Origin of the sequence: Arthrobacter sp. Soil782, assembly GCF_001428435.1 — a bacterium.
In the GTDB taxonomy this organism is placed as follows: domain Bacteria; phylum Actinomycetota; class Actinomycetes; order Actinomycetales; family Micrococcaceae; genus Arthrobacter_D; species Arthrobacter_D parietis.
In genome coordinates this window covers 866,789-885,073 of the sequence record NZ_LMSO01000001.1, presented here as the reverse complement: position 1 = coordinate 885,073, position 18,285 = coordinate 866,789, and the positions used below count along the sequence as shown (strand labels likewise).

Sequence of the window (18,285 nt, the reverse complement as noted above, 5' to 3'; positions counted from 1 at the left end):
ATCACATGCTGTCAGGGATCAGCGCAACACGACCGTGCGGTTGCCGAGCAGCAGAATCCTTCCCTCACAGTGCCAGCGAACGGCGTTGCGCAGCGCGGCGCATTCGGCGTCGCGGCCCACGGCAACCAGGTCCTCCGGCCCGTAGGTGTGGTCCACTTCGATGACCTGCTGGGAAATGATCGGGCCCTCGTCCAGTTCCGCATTGACGTAGTGGGCGGTGGCCCCGACGGTCTTCACGCCCCGCTCGTATGCCTGGTGGTACGGCTTGGCGCCCTTGAAGCTGGGCAGGAAGGAGTGGTGAATGTTGATGACCCTGCCCGCCATCCGGTTGGAGAGCTCATCGCTGAGGACCTGCATGTAGCGGGCAAGGACAACGAGCTCGACGTCGAACTGGTCGACGATGTCCAGGAGTTCGGCCTCAGCCTCCGGCTTGGTGTCCTTGGTGACGGGCACATGGAAGAACGGAATTCCGTGCCACTGGACAAGGCTCTCCTGATCACGGTGGTTGGAGACGACGGCGACAATCTCTACCGGGAGCTCGCCCGTGCGGGTGCGGTAGAGCAGGTCATTGAGGCAGTGGCCCATCTTTGACACCATGACCAGCACTCGGCGCTTGCGGCCCTGCGGCTCAAGCTGCCAGTTCAGCTGCCACTGTTCGGCCACCGGCGCGAAGTCGCGGCGCAGGTCCTCCGTGGTGAAGGGATCCGTGGCGAGGGCGTCAGTTTGGGATTCGGAGGACCCTAAAGAGAAGTGGACGCGCATGAAGAAGTGCCGCTGCGCTTTGTCCCCGTACTGCTTGATGTCGAGGATGTCGCAGCCGTGCTCGAACAGGAATCCTGAAATGGCGTGGACGATGCCGGGGGACTCGACGCAATCGACGGTGAGGACATGCTCGGCCCCGGGGATCAAGGCTTCAGTTGTTGCCATGGGGTGCTCCTCTGAGAAGTTTTGTCGCGGTTGACCCATGGTCAGTACCGTGCGGGTTGGGGTCAAGGCTGTTGAAGCTGTAGAGATGGATGCCGGCAAGCTTCCCGGGCTGGCTTTTCAGCTCGGCTACCAGGCTCTCCGGCGTGTAATGGTCACCGACCAGCAGTTTGCGGGCCAGCGGGCCTTTCCGCGTGAGGAACTTCAGGGAGCTCCCGACGCCGATCTGTGCCGCCAGCGACACGAGGCGGGTTCGTGGGACCGCTCCTGCCACGCCCGCCCAGACGGGCAATTGCACGCCGACCCGGCGTAGCAGGGCAACATAGTCGAGGATCCGCGGAGCTGAGAAGCACATTTGCGTGACCACGTGGGAGGCAAGGTGCTGCTTGGCCAGCAGGGCATCCACGCCCGCGCCCGGATCGAGAAACGGATGGCCCTCGGGATAACCCGCGATTCCCGCCCGGATCAGGCCGCTTGAATACTGCCCGATGTCCTCCAGCAGTGGCAGCGCCGAGTCATACGGGCCGGCCGGATGTCTCCGGTCCCCGCCGATGACAAACACCTCGCCGATACCGGCGTCGCTACAGTTCCGCAGGATCTCGGTGAGCTCCGCCCTGCTCTGAACGCTTCGCGCGGCCAGGTGCGGGATCGCCGTGTACCCGAGACCAGCCAGCTGCGCTGCAGTGCGGACCGTCCGTTCAACGCCGTGATGAGGCAGGCAGGTCACGGTGATCGGGGTACTCGGGGCCACCGCGGCGGCAACCCGCTCAACGATTCCCTCGGAAGGGATGATTTCAATTCTGGTCGGGAACATCATTGGTCCTCTCAGTGCATCAGGATCCGGCGTGGAACTCAGCCGTGTGCCGCCAGCAGGGTGCTGGCTTCCTGGCGGGTACTGCCGGAGCTTTCAATGTGCGCAAGTTCGGCGGGGATCTCCCACCCCTTCTTGCGCATTGCCGTGGCCCAGAGCCGGCCGGCGCGGTACGAGGATCGCACCAACGGCCCGCTCATGACGCCGAGGAAGCCGATCTCGTCCGCTTCGTTCTGGATGTCGACGAACTCCTGGGGCTTCACCCAGCGGTCCACGGGCAGGTGGCGTTCGCTGGGACGCAGGTACTGGGTGATGGTGATCAAGTCGCAGCCGGCGTCGTGAAGGTCACGGAGTGCCCCGGAGATTTCTTCCCGGGTTTCGCCCATGCCCAGAATGAGGTTGGATTTGGTGACCATGCCGAGATCCCGACCCTGCGTGAGCACGTCGAGAGAGCGCTCATAACGGAACGCCGGCCGGATCCGCTTGAAGATGCGCGGCACGGTCTCGACGTTGTGGGCAAAGACCTCGGGCTTGGAATCGCAGATCGCCTGGATGTTTTCCGGCTTGCCGGAGAAGTCCGGAATCAGGAGCTCGACGCCGGTGCCCGGGTTTAGCTCGTGGATCTTGCGGACGGTCTCCGCGTAGAGCCATACGCCCTCATCCTCGAGGTCATCACGGGCCACGCCGGTCACAGTGGCGTAGCGCAGCTGCATGGCCTTGACCGAGCGAGCCACCTTGGTGGGCTCGAACCGGTCTATCGGGGAGGGCTTCCCTGTGTCGATCTGGCAGAAGTCACAGCGCCGGGTGCACTCGGAACCGCCGATGAGGAACGTCGCTTCCTTGTCCTCCCAGCACTCGAAGATGTTGGGGCAGCCGGCTTCCTCGCACACGGTGTGGAGGCCTTCCTTCTTCACGAGGTTCTTGAGCTGGACGTACTCCGGACCCATCTGGACTTTTGCCTTGATCCAGTCCGGCTTGCGTTCCACCGGTACTGCCGAGTTGCGCTGTTCTACGCGGAGCAGCTTGCGGCCTTCTGGCGCCAGAGTCATGGGTTCTCTTCCTTCGACTTCCAATTCAGCATTCGACGACGTTGACGGCAAGGCCGCCGAGTGCCGTTTCCTTGTATTTGGAGCTCATGTCCTTGCCGGTCTCCCGCATGGTCACGATGACTTCATCCAGAGATACCCGGTGCGAGCCATCTCCCCAAAGAGCCATCTTGGCAGCATTGATTGCCTTCGCGGCAGCAATCGCGTTGCGCTCAATGCACGGCACCTGAACCAGTCCTCCGATGGGATCGCACGTCAGGCCGAGGTTGTGTTCCATTGCGATCTCGGCCGCGTTCTCCACGTGGGACGGACTGCCGCCCATCACCTCGGCGAGGCCTGCCGCTGCCATGGACGACGCCGAACCCACCTCGCCCTGACAGCCCACCTCCGCGCCGGAGATGGAAGCCTGCTCCTTGTACAGCACGCCGATCGCGGCGGCCGTCAGCAGGAACTTGATAACGACGTCGTCCCGGTCCTCCTGCGTCACGTTCTCCATGCCGGGCGCGAAGTGGAGCGCGTAGTAGAGCACGGCGGGAATGATGCCGGCGGCTCCGTTGGTGGGTGCGGTGACGACCCTGCCGCCTGACGCGTTCTCCTCGTTGACGGCGAGGGCAACGAGGTTGACCCACTCCTGCCAGTACTTCGGGTCCCGGTCCTTGTCCTCCTTGAGCAGCCGCTCATGCCAATCCGGAGCACGACGGCGGACCTTCAGCCCGCCTGGAAGCAAGCCTTCACGCTTGATCGCGGAGTTCTTGCACTCCTCCATCACCTGCCAGATATGCAGCAGGCCCTCGCGGATCTCGTCCTCGGAGTGCGCAACCTTCTCGTTGAGGAGCATGATGTCGCTGATCCCCAGGCCGGTGTTGCGGCAGTGCTCCAGCAGTTCCGCCGCCGTGCGGAAGGGGTAGGGCAGTTGTTCCTTCGACTCCTCGAGCTGTTCCGCAGCGGCATCTTCCTCGCCTTCCCGCACGATGAAGCCGCCGCCCACCGAAAAGAACGTTGCCTCGTGGAGTATCTCGCCGGCGTCGTTCTTCACCTGGAAGGTCATGCCGTTGGTGTGGCGGGGCAGCACGGTCAGCGGACGCAGGACCATGTCTTCGACGCCGTAGGGCAGGGAAGTGCCACCGGCCAGCTGCAGCATTCCGGTGTCGGCGATGGCAGCCAGCCGTTCTTCCACCTCGTCCGGCAGGATCAGCTCGGGGTGAAAGCCTTCGAGCCCGAGGAGGACGGCGGTCATGGTGCCATGTCCGCGGCCCGTTGCTGCGAGGGACCCGTAGAGGTCCACCCGCAGTGACACCGCCTCCGCCAGCCTGCCGGAGGCCTTGAGCTCCTCCGCGAAAACGGCGGCAGCCCGCATGGGGCCGACGGTGTGCGAGCTCGAGGGCCCGATCCCGATGGAAAAGAGGTCAAAGACTCCAACAGCCATTGGTCATTCCTTACTGCTTGGAAGGTCAGAAGTTTTGTCCAGATATGGAGACGTAAACGTCTCCGAACTCTCGTCACCTGGACAAAAGTTCAGAGGTCAGGCGAGGTCGGCAACGTCCGGGTAGAGGGGGTGCGCGGCGGCGAGTGCTTCCACCCGGGAGCGCAGGCCGGAGAGGTCAGCACCGGCGTCGGCAATCAGGGCCTCGGCGATGATGTCAGCAACTTCCGCGAAGGCCTCCTCGCCGAAGCCGCGGGTGGCCAGTGCGGGCGTGCCGATGCGCAGCCCCGAGGTCACCATCGGCGGACGTGGATCAAACGGCACGGCGTTGCGGTTGACCGTGATGTCGATTTCCGCGAGGCGGTCCTCGGCCTGCTGGCCGTTCAGTTCGCAGTTGCGCAGGTCGACCAGGACGAGGTGCACATCGGTTCCGCCGGAGATGACGCTGATCCCCTTGGCAGTGACATCGGGCTGGACCAGGCGTTCGGCCAGGACCCGGGCGCCGGCGAGGACACGCTCCTGGCGCTCCTTGAATTCCGGCGAGGCGGCGATCTTGAAGGCAACCGCCTTGCCCGCGATGACATGCTCCAGGGGCCCGCCCTGCTGGCCCGGGAAAACGGCGGAGTTGATCTTCTTGGCGATGTCGGCGTCGTTGCTCAGAATGATCCCGCCGCGCGGACCGGCAAGGGTCTTGTGCGTGGTGGAGGTGGTGACGTGGGCGTGCGGCACGGGGGAGGGGTGCAGCCCGGCGGCGACGAGGCCGGCGAAGTGCGCCATATCAACCATGAGGTACGCGCCCACGGAGTCGGCAATTCGCCGGAACTCGGCGAAGTCCAACTGGCGGGCGTACGCGGACCAGCCGGCAACGATGAGCTGCGGCTTGTGTTCCTGTGCGAGGCGCTCCACCTCGGCCATGTCGATCCGGTGGTCATCCTCGCGGACCTGATACGGAATGACGTTGTACAGCTTGCCCGAGAAGTTGATGCGCATGCCGTGCGTCAGGTGGCCGCCGTGGGCCAGGTTCAGGCCCATGATGGTGTCACCCGGCTTGATCAGCGCGTGCATCACCGAAGCGTTCGCCTGTGCACCGGAGTGCGGCTGTACGTTGGCGTACTCAGCGCCGAACAGGGCCTTCAGGCGGTCGATCGCCAGCTGCTCGATGACGTCCACATGCTCACAGCCGCCGTAGTAACGCTTGCCGGGATAGCCCTCGGCGTACTTGTTGGTCAGGACGGAACCCTGTGCCTGCATCACGGCAGCGGCGGTGTGGTTCTCCGATGCGATCATTTCCAGGCCGGTGCGCTGGCGGTCCAGTTCGGCGTCGATCTTCGCTGCGATCTCCGGGTCCAGATCGGACAGCTGGGCGTTCAGCGACGGCGACACAACCTGCTCGAAAGCGATTGTGGCCTCGCTTGTGCCTGCCGGGCTCACAGCTCGCCGCCGTTGGCTGCCGCGTACTCTTCAGCCGACATCAGCGGACCTTCTTCGGTCACGGCCACCTTGAACAGCCAGCCATTGCCGTAGGGGTCGCTGTTGATCAGTTCCGGACTGTCGACGACGTCGCTATTGATTTCGGTGACCTCGCCGCTGACCGGCGCGTACAGGTCTGACACGGACTTGGTGGATTCCACCTCGCCGCACGTCTCGCCGGCGGTGACCGTGTCCCCGACCTCCGGAAGGTCCACGTACACGATGTCGCCGAGGGCGTCAGTGGCCACGGCGGTGATGCCGATCGACACGGGTCCGGAGCCGTCGCCGGCAATCCATTCGTGCTCGGCTGAGTATTTCAGGTCGGCAATAACCTTGCTCATCTTGTTCTTCCTTTACAACGAGAAATCTATGGGTAAGAGAACTCCGGCAGGGCCGGCGTTTTCGAAAGCGTGCGTTAAGCGAAGCAGCACGCGTGAAAATGCCGGCTCTGGCGGAGGTGCCGCAGGACTACTTCGAACGCTTGTAGAACGGCAGCGCAACAACTTCGAACGGCTCGGGCTTGCCGCGGAGGTCGATATCAAGCGCCGTGCCCGGTTCAGCGTGCTCGACGTCGACGTAGGCCAGGGCGATCGGGTAACCCAGGGTGGGGGAGGGCTGGCCGGAGGTCACTTCGCCCACCACGTTGCCGTCTTTCAGGACGGAATAGTGGCTGCGGCCTGCGCGGCGTCCGAGGCCGTTGAGGCCTACGAGCTTGCGTCCGGTGGTGGAGCCGGCGCCGGCTGCCTTGAGTTCAGCCAGCGCGGTCTTGCCGATGAAGTCGGATTCCTTGGCCAGCGAGACGACCGGGCCAAGGCCTGCGGCGTAGGGGTTGCCCTCGCGGGAGAGTTCATTGCCGTACAGCGGCATGCCCGCCTCAAGGCGCAGGGAGTCGCGGGACGCGAGGCCGGCGGGGATGAGGCCTTGCCCGGTCCCGGTCTCCAGCAGTGCTTCCCACAGGGCTGGAGCATCCTCGTTCGGCATGTAGATCTCGAAGCCGTCCTCGCCGGTGTACCCGGTGCGGGCCAGGAGCAGTTCCTCGGCTAAGCCGTTCCCCTGAATCTCAACCTCGACCGCCGCGTAGTACTTGAGGTCGGTGACGAGTGAATGCTGTTCGGCGGGCACCAGCGTGAGCAGGATTTCCTCGGCTTTGGGTCCCTGGACGGCGATCAGTGACGTCTGGGCAGAGACGTCGTCGATGGTCACATCGAAGTTGGCGGCCCTTTCAAGCAATTCCGAGGCGACCACGGGCGCGTTGCCGGCGTTCGGCACCACCAGGTACTTCTCCTCCCCGCGGCGGTAGGAAATCAGGTCGTCGATGATGCCGCCGTCTTCCTGGCAGATCAGCGAGTACTTGGCTTTTCCGACTGCCACTGCTGAGAGCTTCCCGGCCAGTGCGTAGTCAAGGAAGGCCGCGGAGTCCGGGCCGGTGACCCAGATTTCTCCCATGTGGGAGAGGTCAAATAGCCCGGCCGCTTTGCGCACTGCGTGGTGCTCGGCGAGTTCGGAGCTGTACTTCAGGGGCATTTGCCAGCCGCCGAAGTTGGTGAATGAGGCGCCGGCCAGCTTGTGCTGGTCGTAGAGAGCTGTGTACTTCTCAGTCATCGCGGAATCCTTAGTCTTCGAAAGCGGAGAGGGGAGGGCAGGAGCAGACCAGATTACGGTCTCCAGCGGCGCCGTCGATGCGGCCAACCGGCGGGAAGTACTTGTCCTGCCGGAGGGACCGGACGGGGAAGGCACCCTGTTCGCGCGGGTACCGGCGCTCCCACTCGGAGGTGACGACGGCGGCAGCCGTGTGCGGTGCGTTGCGCAGCGGCGATTCCTCGATAGTGAAATCCCCGGAGGCGACCTGCTCCATTTCCTGCCGGATCGTGACCATCGCTTCGATGAAGCGATCGATTTCCGCCAGGTCCTCGGACTCGGTCGGTTCGACCATCAGCGTGCCCGCCACGGGGAAAGACAGCGTGGGGGCGTGGAACCCGAAGTCGATGAGGCGCTTGGCAACGTCCTCGGCGGTAACTCCTGTGCGGGCGGTGAGCTCGCGCAGGTCCAGGATGCATTCGTGCGCCACAAGGCCGCTCTCGCCGGTGTAGAGGACCGGGAAGTGCTCGTTCAACCGGGCGGCAATGTAATTCGCTGCCAGAAGGGCGGACTTGGTGGCTTCGGTGAGGCCCTGGCCGCCCATCAGCTTCACGTACGCCCAGGAGATGGGCAGGACGCCTGCGGAACCGAAACGGGAAGCGGAAATCGCGACGCCACGTGGTCCAGCAGAGCCGGCCTCGCCAGCTCTGTTGGCATCGCCCGGCATGAACGGCGCCAGGTGAGCCTTCGCAGCCACCGGGCCGACGCCGGGACCGCCGCCGCCGTGCGGGATGCAGAAAGTCTTGTGCAGGTTAAGGTGGGAGACGTCGCCGCCGAACTTGCCCGGCTGGGCGAGGCCCACGAGCGCGTTCAGGTTTGCGCCGTCGACGTAGACCTGTCCACCGGCCTCGTGCACCGCATCGCAGACTTCGCGGACGTCGGCGTCGAACACTCCATGGGTGGACGGGTAGGTGATCATAATCGCCGACAGCGCATCCCTGTGTGCTTCGATCTTCGCCCGCAGGTCTCCGTGATCGATGGTGCCGTCGGATGCTGTGGCCACAACAACAACCTTCATGCCCGCGAGGACAGCGGAGGCAGCGTTGGTGCCGTGGGCGGAGGCAGGAATCAGGCAGACGTTGCGCTGGCCCTCGCCGCGGGAGGCGTGGTAGCCGCGGATCGCAAGCAGCCCGGCGAGCTCACCTTGGGATCCGGCGTTGGGCTGAATGGAGACCTGGTCGTACCCGGTGATCTCAGCGAGGTCGGCTTCGAGCCCGTCGATCAGCTCGCGCCAGCCTTCAGTCTGGGAATCCGGGGCGAAGGGGTGGATCGAGGCGAACTCCGGCCACGAAATGGCCTCCATCTCGGCGGTGGCGTTCAGCTTCATGGTGCAGGAGCCCAGCGGGATCATGGTGCGGTCCAGCGCGAGGTCCCGGTCCGAGAGCCGGCGGATGTAACGCAGCAGCTGGGTCTCGGAGCGGTGGGTGTTGAAGACCGGGTGCTGAAGGTATTCCGAGGTGCGCACCGCGGCGGCGGGCAGCTCGAAGCCCGCAGCTTGCCTGACCTGACCGGCGCCAAAGGCGGCGGACACAGCGGAGAGGATCTCAGGCGTCGTCGTTTCATCGACTGAGATGCCGACGGTGTCGGCGTTGACGAGGCGCAGGTTGATGCCACGGGACTCGGCAGCGGAAACCACCTTGGCGGCGTTGCGCGGGACGCGGACGGTGAGGGTGTCGAAGAAGGAGTCGCTCACCAGTTCCCAGCCGGCGGCCTTCAGCGTGGTGGCGAGCGCACGGGCGCTGCTGTGGACGTTTTGCGCAATGGCTCTCAGTCCGTCCGGGCCGTGGTAGACGGCGTAGAAGGAAGACACGATGGCCAGCAGTGCCTGCGCGGTGCAGATGTTCGACGTGGCCTTTTCACGGCGGATGTGCTGTTCGCGGGTCTGGAGGGCCAGGCGGTAGGCGGTAGCACCGGCGTTGTCCTTGGAGACGCCGACGATGCGGCCGGGAAGGGTCCGTTCCATGCCGTCGCGCACAGCCATGTACGCGGCGTGCGGTCCGCCGAAGAACAGCGGAACTCCGAAGCGCTGGGAGGAGCCGACGGCGATGTCCGCTCCCTGCTCGCCCGGAGGGGTAATGAGCGTCAGCGCGAGGAGGTCAGCGGCGACGGTGACGAGCGCACCCCGCTCTTTCGCTTCGGCGATGACGGCTGTCTGGTCCCAGACACGGCCGGAGACGCCCGGCTGCTGGAGGACGACGCCGTTGATGTCACCTTCCGGAAGCCCCTGGGAGAGGTCAGCGACCTCCACCTCGAAACCGAGCGCCTCTGCGCGGCCGAGGACGATGGCGATGGTCTGCGGGAGGCAGTCCGCGTCGAGGACAGTCTTGCCGTCCTTGGCGGTTGCGTTCTGGCCTTTGGCCTTATTGGCACGGCGCATGAGCAGCACGGCCTCGGCCACCGCTGTGGCTTCATCAAGAAGGGAAGCGTTGGCCACCGGCAGGGCGGTGAGATCCTGCACCATGGTCTGAAAGTTAAGCAGCGCCTCAAGCCGGCCCTGCGAGATCTCGGGCTGGTAAGGCGTGTACGCCGTGTACCAGGCGGGGGCCTCGAGGATATTGCGGCGGATCACTGCCGGCGTGACGGTGTCGTAGTAGCCCTGGCCGATCATCTGTACGGCAGTCTTGTTCCGGCCGGCGAGCCTGCGCAGTTCGGCGAGCACCTGGACTTCGCTGAGCGCGCTGTCCAGCCCGAGCGGGCTTTCCTGACGAATGGAATCGGGAACGGCACTGTCAACAAGGCTGTCGACGGTGTCATAACCGACAGCCTTGAGCATCGTGTCGATGTGGTCCTGGCGGCGCGCACCGATGTGGCGGTCTGCGAACGTGGATTGGGACGACGGATACGTCATGAGGAACTCCATAACTCAGGTGGCGCAAAACACCACGATGATTCGGGTTCCTCCCCGCTCTGTATTGGACCTGAGAGTTTCCGCTTTGCCTGATGTTCTCAGGATCCACTTGCACCGTCGGTGAGCCCGGTTTCCCGGACTGCTTTCCAGAGTTGCCTCGCCGCGGCGGTACATGGGCCTGAGAGATTCCTGGGGAGGATTTGCTCCTACGGCGCCCGCTGAATGTACCGGCAGGACTCTCCCGCCACGAATCGAAAGCGTGCGTCACTGACAGGTGACGCGCTTCACAGACTACCGGTTGGTTGAGTCTTCACGCAACTCCTGTACGACTGGGTCCGTCTAATTCAGTGACTTATCTGCGTCAGCCAGTTCTGTACGCTCCCAGAGGCTGTCTCGTCTCGGTGGCCAGCGGCACTAGCGCTCGATGCCGCATCCACTGCCTCCCTGAACTTCAACAACCGAAGTCGCCGCTCTTCCTCGGCAGCAGGACTTGTAGTGCTCAAAACTTTGTTCCTTTCTATCGCATGGTGGAAACAAAGTTCCGCACCCAAGGTGTACGCTAGGTCACACCGAAACTACGTAACGAACAGTTTGACAGGTCTTCGACCCTGGTTCACAATGTTCGGTTGGCGCGTCGGTCCGGTTCGTACGGGAGCGTGAATGATGGACGGAATCAAGGTAACCGTCAATGGCAAAGTCCGGGACTGCAGCAAGGCAAACCCCCACACTCGATTACTCGACTGGTTGCGGGATGAAGGCCTGACAGGGTCAAAGGAAGGGTGCGCTGAAGGGGAATGCGGTGCCTGCGCCGTCCTCGTAGCCCGCCCCGACGGGACCGACCGCAGCCGATGGACCTCGGTCAACGCGTGTCTCCCGCCGGCACTGGCCTTCGACGGCCAGGAGATCCTTACCGCCGAGGGGCTTGGAAACGTCTCCGATGCATGCACACCGGAGGACCTCCACCCGGTACAGCGCGAAATGGCGGACCGCGGCGGCTCGCAGTGCGGCTACTGCACCCCCGGATTTGTCTGCTCGATGGCTGCCGAATACTACCGGCCAGAGCGCAGCGCTGCCGAGAGCGCGAAGGAAACCGGAACCGCCGTCGTTGGTGAAGAGCACGCCACCGACCACGAATGCGGCCCCAATGGGTTTGATCTGCATTCACTGAGCGGCAATTTGTGCCGCTGCACGGGCTACCGTCCCATCCGCGACGCAGCGTATGCGCTGGAGGCGCCCGAAGATTCGGATCCGCTGCTGGAGCGGCAAAACCGACCGGCTCCTGCTGCAAAACACACACGGGTCAGCGGTGAGTCGGACTTCATTCGTCCGCAGTCGCTTGACGAGGTCCGCCAGACACTGCGCGACAATCCGGACGTGAAGCTGGTTGCCGGCGCCACGGACCTCGGCGTCGAGGTCAACCTGCGGCACTCACGTCCGCCGTTGGTCCTCGCCATCGACAGGCTCGAAGAGCTCCGGACGCTGACGTTTGACGCCGATTCCATCGAAATTGGTGCCGCGCTGACACTCTCTGAAGTCGAGCGGGCGCTCGACGGCCGCATCCCGCTGTTGGGTTACCTTTTCCCGCAGTTCGCCTCCCGGCTGATCCGTAACGCCGCGACCTTCGGTGGGAACCTCTCCACGGGTTCGCCCATCGGCGACTCCGCGCCGGTGTTCCTGGCGCTCGACGCAAAAATTATCCTCTCCTCCACAGACGGAGAGCGCGAAGTTCCGTTGTCCGAGTACTACACCGGCTACCGCCGGAGCGTTCGTCAGCCGCACGAAATGCTCCGCGCCATCCGCATCCCGTTGCCGCTCGCCGAAAGCACCGCGTTTTACAAGATCGCCAAGCGGCGGTTCGATGACATTTCAAGTGTGTCCGTGGCCATCGCACTGCAACTTCGAGACGGCGTCGTACGTTCCGCACGCATTGGGCTTGGCGGTGTGGCAGCGACTCCAATCCGCGCTCTCGCGACGGAAGAGGCGCTCGTCGGTCAACCCTGGACGTCGGACACGGTGGCCGCCGCCGCAGTCGTCATGGCGGGTGAAGGAACGCCGATCGATGACATGCGGGCCAGCTCGCTGTACCGCTCGGCAATGCTGAGACAGGCGCTGTTCAGGTTCCATGCCGAGAACGCTCCTTCCCTGGAGGCGGCCAAATGAAGTCACTGTCGGATCGCCCAGTAAATCCGGTGGTCGGTGTTTCCGTATCCCACGAAAGCGCCGCAGCCCACGTCACCGGTACGGCTCTGTATACGGATGACCTGATTGTCCGCAATTCCAATGTCCTGCATGCGTGGCCGGTCCAGTCGACGCATGCTCACGCCCGCATAGCCGGTCTGCGCACCGAACCCGCGCTGGAGGTTCCGGGCGTGGTCAGGGTACTGACGGCGTCGGACGTTCCAGGCGTGAACGACGCCGGGATCAAGCACGATGAGCCGCTCTTTCCCAGCGAAGTGATGTTCTACGGCCACGCCGTGTGCTGGGTACTGGGGGAGTCGCTTGAGGCCGCGCGCCTCGGAGCGGAGGCGGTGGAGGTCGACTACGAGCCGTTGCCGTCGCTGATCACCGTTGAGGAGGCCATCGAGGCCGAGAGTTTCCAGGGGAACCAGCCCACAATTGCCCGGGGTGAGCCGGACAAGGCGCTCGAGAACGCAGCGCACCGCTTCAGCGGCGAGTTCCAGTTCAGCGGGCAGGAGCACTTCTACCTGGAAACGCACGCATCGTTCGCCTACATCGACGAGTCCGGGCAGGTGTTCATCCAGTGCAGCACCCAGCACCCCTCCGAGACGCAGGAAATCGTGGCGCACGTGCTGAACCTATCCAGTCACGACGTCACAGTGCAGTGCCTCCGGATGGGCGGCGGATTCGGCGGAAAGGAGATGCAGCCGCACGGGTGGGCGGCCATTGCGGCACTCGGCGCCACGCTCACCGGACGGCCTGTCCGGCTTCGGCTCAACCGCACCCAGGACATCACCATGTCCGGGAAGCGGCACCCGTTCCACGCCACGTGGGAGGTAGGGTTCGACGACGACGGCCGCCTCCAGGCGCTGAAAGCCACCCTCACGAGCGACGGCGGGTGGAGCCTTGATCTCTCAGAACCCGTGCTGCAGCGCGCGCTGTGCCACATCGATAACGCGTACTTCATCCCGAATATCGAGGTGAACGGACGGATCGCGAAGACCAACAAGACGTCACAGACGGCGTTCCGCGGCTTCGGCGGCCCGCAGGGGATGCTCGTGATCGAGGACCTGCTTGGCCGGTGCGCGCCGTTGCTGGGGCTGGATCCGAGTGAGCTTCGTCGTCGTAATTTTTACGAGCCGGGGCAGAGCACGCCGTACGGGCAGCCGGTGCGGCACGCCGAACGGCTCCAAGCGATCTGGCAGTCACTCTCGGACCGGGCGGATGTTGCGCGGCGCCGCGAGGAGATCGCGAAGTTCAACGCGTCGCACCCGAACACCAAGCGGGCGCTCGGCATGACGCCGGTGAAGTTCGGCATCTCCTTCAACCTGACCGCGTTCAACCAGGCCGGCGCGCTGGTGCACGTGTATAAGGACGGGTCGGTGCTCATCAACCACGGCGGCACGGAGATGGGCCAGGGCCTGCATACCAAGATGCGGCAGGTTGCGGCGACGGCGCTGGGGGTGCCGCTGTCCTCCGTCCGGCTCGCGCCGACGCGGACGGACAAGGTGCCCAACACGTCGGCGACGGCGGCCAGCTCCGGAGCGGACCTCAACGGCGGTGCGATCAAGAATGCGTGCGAGCAGATCAGCGAACGGCTGGCGGAAGTGGCCGCGCGGAAGCTGAACATCCACCCTGACGACGTCAGGTTCGACGACGGTAAGGTCACCGGCATTGGCTTCCATGATTCGGCGATGACCTTTGCGGAGCTGGCTCGCGACGCGTACTTCCAGCGCGTTTCCCTGTGGGCGGCTGGGTATTACCGGACGGAAGGACTGCACTGGGACAGCGCCCGCATGCAGGGCGAACCGTTCAAGTACTTCAGTTACGGCGCGGCCGTTGCGGAGGTGGAAGTGGACCGCTTCACGGGTTCCTACCGGCAGTTACGCACAGACATAGTGCACGACGTCGGTGACAGCCTTTCGCCTCTGATCGACGTTGGGCAGATTGAGGGCGGTTTTGTGCAGGGCGCGGGCTGGCTGACACTCGAAGATCTGCGCTGGGATGCCTCCGACGGCGCGAACCGCGGCCGGATCACCACGCAGTCCGCGAGCACCTACAAGCTGCCGAGCTTCTCCGAGATGCCGGAGGAGTTCAACGTGCACCTGTTTGAGCGGGCGACCGAGAGTGGCGTGGTCTATGGCTCGAAGGCCGTCGGTGAACCACCGCTGATGTTGGCATTCAGCGTGCGGGAGGCTCTTCGGGAGGCGGTCGCCGCTTTCGGGCCGGGGGATGTCGAGGTGGACCTCGCCAGCCCAGCAACTCCGGAAGCGGTGTTCTGGGCGATCGAGCGGGTGTCCGCGCCGTCGTCGTCCTCTTCCTCCTCGGGTTCCGGTGACCTTGTCACGTCCACGAGTTCAGCGCAGTGACATGGACTGGCTGGAGGCTTTGCAACGCCTGAGGTCAACGGGACAGCCAGGTGTGCTGGCGACCGTGTCCGAGGTGCGTGGGCATTCACCCCGGGAAGCCGGGGCGAAGATGCTAGTGGGGTCGTCGTCGAGTTGGGGGACCATCGGCGGTGGGAACCTTGAGGCGACCGTGATCGATCGGGCGCGGGAGATGATGGCGGGCGGCGTTTCAACTGCCGAGAACGTCGAGTTTTCGCTCAGCGAGCACGCGGTGACGCAGCACGGGAGGCAGTGCTGCGGCGGGAAGGTTCGGGTGCTGTTGGAGCCGTTCCTGTCGTTGCCCACGGTGGCGGTGTTCGGCGTCGGGCATGTGGGGTATGAGCTCGGGAGGGTGCTCTCGCGGCTGCCGATGAACCTGTACCTGGTGGACAGCCGCGCCGAGCAGTTGCTGCCGGAGCGGCTGGCGGATGTGACCTCGGGTGTGGCGACCGTGCACCCGGTGCATACGCCGGTGCCGGACTCGTTCCTGGGGGAGCTTCCTGCCGGTGCGCACGCGTTCATCATGAGCCACGATCACTCCGAGGACTTCCTGCTGTGCGATGCCGCGCTGCGGCGCGGTGACCTGGGGAGTGTCGGGCTGATCGGTTCGAAGGCGAAGTGGTCGCGGTTCCGGCAGAAGCTGGCGGCGGAGGGGTATGGCGAGCAGGAGATCGGGCGGATTCAGTGCCCGATCGGGCTGCCGGATGTCACTGGGAAAGCACCGGCGGTCATCGCCGTGAGCGCGGCGGCGGACCTGCTGAAGCGGCTTACTTCCCCGGACTCCCGGCCGCCGGGCTCACGGACTCCGGACTCCCGGTAGAGGATGTCCAGACGGGGACAAACTGCACCCGCGGAAGCTGCTCGAACACGGGCTTCGCAAACCAGTAGCCCTGGAACAAGCGGATGCCGCCGGCGGCCAGGTGCCTGAACTCATCCTCCGTCTCGACGCCTTCTGCGAGAACCGTAATGCCGAGCTCCCGAGCCATAGCCAGGATGCCGGTCACTACGGCTTGGCGGGACGGACTGTTGTCGATGCCCCGGACGAGTTTCATATCGATCTTGATGAGGTCGGGTTGGAACTCCACCAGTAGCCCCAGCCCGGCGTGGCCGGCACCGAAATCGTCGATCGCCGTGGTGAAGCCGTGCTTGCGGTATTCAGTGACGATGTTGGTGAGGTGAGCGGTGTCCGTCACCTCCTCGTTTTCCGTGAATTCGAACATGATCGACGACGTCGGGAAGCTGTATCGCTCTGCTGCCCGGAGGGTCGCCCGGAGGCATGCGGCGGGTTCGTAGACTGCATTCGGCATGAAGTTGATCGAGAGTTTCAGGTCTTCGCCTGCAGGAAAGAGCCGCGACGCCAGTTCGATTGCTTTGACCCGGCAATCCTGGTCGAAGCGGTACTTCTGTTCTGCAGAAACCCTGGACAGGACCTCGAAGGCACCTTCGCCCGATACGCCCCTGACGAGCGCCTCATATCCCCACACGCGATCTTCAACCGCGTCATAGATAGGTTGGAAGGCCATGCTGAAGTCAAAGTCGAGTCTTGAAGATGTCGCGCAGCCGTTACATGCCATGCGGAATGGCCCCCTCACTGGTCCCGTCCACAATAAGACACTGACAGGTTATGGAGTTTAACGGACGCACAACCGGATGAGTCGTGGCTGCTCCGGCTAACCGGCGGTGTTGAACGTTCGACGGCATCTCCAGGGGCTCAGTTCGTCAGGCATTGACCGCCAGCGCGACCGTCACCGTGTCGCCGTCGTCGATTTGCTCGTCCCGTCGCACGAAGTCCTTGATCGGCACAATGTAGCCGCCGTTCTTGGGAAACAGGGACGTGGTCCAGGTCGTCTTACCGATCGTCACCGACGCCGGGATCATCCCCCAGCCGTAGCTGACGATCTTCGACACCGCCCGGATCTCGACGCACTGGAGGTCCGGCACCGTCACAAAGTGATACGGTGCCGGACCTCTCCAGTACCAGATTTCGCCCTCGAAGGTCAGCTCCACGGGGTCAGCCTAGACCCGATTCACACGAGGGGAAGGTCTATGTGCCCATCCAGATCGTGATCGGGCCGCGGGCAAAGTAGACGAGGAACCCGGCAGCGACCACCCAGAGCAGCGGGTGGATTTTGCGGGCCTTCCCGGAGGACGCCCGGATGATGACCCAGCTGATGAAGCCGGCGCCGATGCCGTTGGCGATCGAGTAGGTCAGCGGCATGGTCACGATGGTGAGGAACGCGGGCAGCGCGATGGAGAAGTTCCGGAAGTCGATCTCGCGGATCTGCGCCACCATCATGGCACCGACGACGACGAGAGCTGCCGCCGCTACCTCCAGCGGCACCACTGCCGTCAGAGGAGTGAAGAACATGGCGGCCAGGAAGAGCGCTCCCGTCACCACTGAGGCAAGGCCGGTCCGTGCACCTTCACCGATGCCGGAAGCGGAGTCGATGAACACGGTATTGGACGAGGCCGACGTCGCGCCGCCGGCAACCGCACCCACGCCCTCGATCACCAGCGCGGACTTCAGGCGCGGGAAGTTGCCGCGCTTGTCAGTCAGGCCAGCCTGTTTGGCAAGCCCGGTCATGGTGCCCATCGCGTCGAAGAAGTTTGTGAAGACGAGCGTGAACACCAGCATGGTCGCCGCCAGGATACCGATGCGGTCGAATGCTCCAAAGAGGTCGAACGCGCCCACCAGGCTGAAGTCCGGCAGCGAGACGATGTTCGAGGGGATGACTGGCGCATTGAGGTGCCACCCTGCAGGGTTGTCCGGTCCACCAGCGCCCAAACGCAGGGACATCTCGACGATGATCGCGATGACCGTGGTGACGATGATGCCGATGAGCAGCCCGCCCTGGACCTTGCGGGCGATCAGGATGCCCATGGTGACCAGGCCGATGATGAAGACGAGGGTCGGCACGGTGGTGATGGAGCCGCCGTCGCCCATTTGTACCGGCGGCCCGCCGGCCGTGCGGGTGACGAAGCCGGAGTCCACAAACCCGATGAAGGCGATGAACAAGCCGATTCCCACGGTGATGGCGGCCTTGAGCTGCCGCGGTACGGCGTTGAAGATCGCAGTTCGGGCTCCGGTCACGGCGAGCAGCACGATCAGCAGGCCGTTGATGACTACGAGACCCATGGCTTCGGGCCAGGTGACATCACCGACCACCGAGACGGCGAGGAAGGAGTTGATTCCCAGCCCGGCGGCGATACCGAAGGGTAGATTCGCGACCACGCCGAAGAGGATGGTCATGACGCCCGCGGTCAACCCGGTTACGGCGGCGATCTGTGTGGCCTGGAGCCAACCGCCTTCCACATCGAGTGCAGCGGCGTCGGGGCTGAAGCCGCCGAGAATGAGCGGGTTCAGGATGACGATGTACGCCATGGTGAAGAAAGTGACGAAGCCGCCGCGGACCTCGCGGCTGTTTGTCGAACCGCGTTCGGTGATCTTGAAGAACTTGTCGAGCGGACTGATAGTGCCGGGTTGTACGGGCCGGCGTACTGAACGGGAACCTCGGGGCTCAGGGTGGCCGCCGGTCTCGGTGAGGATTGCCATGGCGTGC

At 64.4% G+C, this 18,285-nt stretch carries 14 protein-coding genes and 1 riboswitch; of the genes, 3 read left to right on the top strand and 11 right to left on the bottom strand.

The genetic code is table 11. The annotated features are described in order from the left end of the window. Positions 1–18: 18 nt before the first annotated feature. The 8 genes from purU to gcvP form a co-directional block, all read right to left on the bottom strand. On the bottom strand, positions 19–927 hold the full coding sequence (gene purU / locus ASH00_RS04205) for a formyltetrahydrofolate deformylase (RefSeq protein ID WP_056545315.1): 909 nt from the start codon (positions 925–927) through the stop codon (positions 19–21). Beyond that, the gene (locus tag ASH00_RS04200) at positions 914–1,741 is read right to left on the bottom strand and encodes a methylenetetrahydrofolate reductase (protein ID WP_056545313.1); all 828 of its coding nucleotides are present in this window, start codon (positions 1,739–1,741) and stop codon (positions 914–916) included. The genes purU and ASH00_RS04200 overlap by 14 nt, the downstream gene beginning before the upstream one ends. Before the next feature lie 35 nt (positions 1,742–1,776). After that, a complete protein-coding gene (lipA, locus tag ASH00_RS04195; RefSeq protein WP_056545312.1) occupies positions 1,777–2,784 on the bottom strand; it encodes a lipoyl synthase in 1,008 nt (335 codons plus the stop codon). A 25-nt stretch (positions 2,785–2,809) separates the two neighbouring features. After that, positions 2,810–4,207: an L-serine ammonia-lyase gene (locus ASH00_RS04190; RefSeq protein ID WP_056545310.1), complete on the bottom strand. Its 1,398-nt coding sequence runs from the start codon at positions 4,205–4,207 to the stop codon at positions 2,810–2,812. Between the two features lie 96 nt (positions 4,208–4,303). After that, a complete protein-coding gene (glyA, locus tag ASH00_RS04185; protein ID WP_056545308.1) occupies positions 4,304–5,635 on the bottom strand; it encodes a serine hydroxymethyltransferase in 1,332 nt (443 codons plus the stop codon). Further along, positions 5,632–6,015 carry a glycine cleavage system protein GcvH gene (gene gcvH, locus ASH00_RS04180; RefSeq protein ID WP_056545307.1) on the bottom strand — a complete coding sequence of 128 codons (384 nt, stop codon included), beginning with the start codon at positions 6,013–6,015 and terminating at the stop codon, positions 5,632–5,634. The genes glyA and gcvH overlap by 4 nt, the downstream gene beginning before the upstream one ends. A gap of 127 nt (positions 6,016–6,142) precedes the next feature. After that, on the bottom strand, positions 6,143–7,276 hold the full coding sequence (gene gcvT, locus ASH00_RS04175; RefSeq protein WP_056545306.1) for a glycine cleavage system aminomethyltransferase GcvT: 1,134 nt from the start codon (positions 7,274–7,276) through the stop codon (positions 6,143–6,145). A gap of 10 nt (positions 7,277–7,286) precedes the next feature. Next, the gene (gene gcvP / locus ASH00_RS04170) at positions 7,287–10,172 is read right to left on the bottom strand and encodes an aminomethyl-transferring glycine dehydrogenase (protein WP_442854337.1); all 2,886 of its coding nucleotides are present in this window, start codon (positions 10,170–10,172) and stop codon (positions 7,287–7,289) included. Positions 10,173–10,316: 144 nt separating this feature from the next. Next, positions 10,317–10,414, bottom strand: a riboswitch (glycine riboswitch). Positions 10,415–10,823: 409 nt separating this feature from the next. On the opposite strand from gcvP, the gene ASH00_RS04165 reads away from it, so the two are divergent. The 3 genes from ASH00_RS04165 to xdhC are packed head-to-tail and all read left to right on the top strand — an operon-like array spanning position 10,824 to position 15,545. After that, positions 10,824–12,320, top strand: a complete 1,497-nt coding sequence (locus ASH00_RS04165; protein WP_056546632.1) for a xanthine dehydrogenase small subunit — start codon at positions 10,824–10,826, stop codon at positions 12,318–12,320. Beyond that, the gene (gene xdhB / locus ASH00_RS04160) at positions 12,317–14,707 is read left to right on the top strand and encodes a xanthine dehydrogenase molybdopterin binding subunit (RefSeq protein ID WP_056545305.1); all 2,391 of its coding nucleotides are present in this window, start codon (positions 12,317–12,319) and stop codon (positions 14,705–14,707) included. Before ASH00_RS04165 ends, xdhB begins: the two co-directional genes overlap by 4 nt. 1 nt (position 14,708) lies before the next feature. Then, positions 14,709–15,545 carry a xanthine dehydrogenase accessory protein XdhC gene (gene xdhC, locus ASH00_RS04155; protein ID WP_056545303.1) on the top strand — a complete coding sequence of 279 codons (837 nt, stop codon included), beginning with the start codon at positions 14,709–14,711 and terminating at the stop codon, positions 15,543–15,545. On the opposite strand, the gene ASH00_RS04150 is transcribed toward xdhC, so the two are convergent. The 3 genes from ASH00_RS04150 to ASH00_RS04140 all read right to left on the bottom strand — a co-directional run bounded on the left by ASH00_RS04150 (position 15,493) and on the right by ASH00_RS04140 (position 18,278). After that, positions 15,493–16,248 (bottom strand): EAL domain-containing protein, encoded by a 756-nt coding sequence (locus ASH00_RS04150; protein ID WP_235563149.1) that lies wholly within the window; start codon positions 16,246–16,248, stop codon positions 15,493–15,495. The genes xdhC and ASH00_RS04150 overlap by 53 nt on opposite strands. 196 nt (positions 16,249–16,444) lie before the next feature. Next, the gene (locus ASH00_RS04145) at positions 16,445–16,732 is read right to left on the bottom strand and encodes a DUF1905 domain-containing protein (protein WP_056545299.1); all 288 of its coding nucleotides are present in this window, start codon (positions 16,730–16,732) and stop codon (positions 16,445–16,447) included. Positions 16,733–16,769: 37 nt separating this feature from the next. Beyond that, a complete protein-coding gene (locus ASH00_RS04140) occupies positions 16,770–18,278 on the bottom strand; it encodes an NCS2 family permease (RefSeq protein ID WP_056545296.1) in 1,509 nt (502 codons plus the stop codon). Between the last annotated feature and the right edge of the window lie 7 nt (positions 18,279–18,285).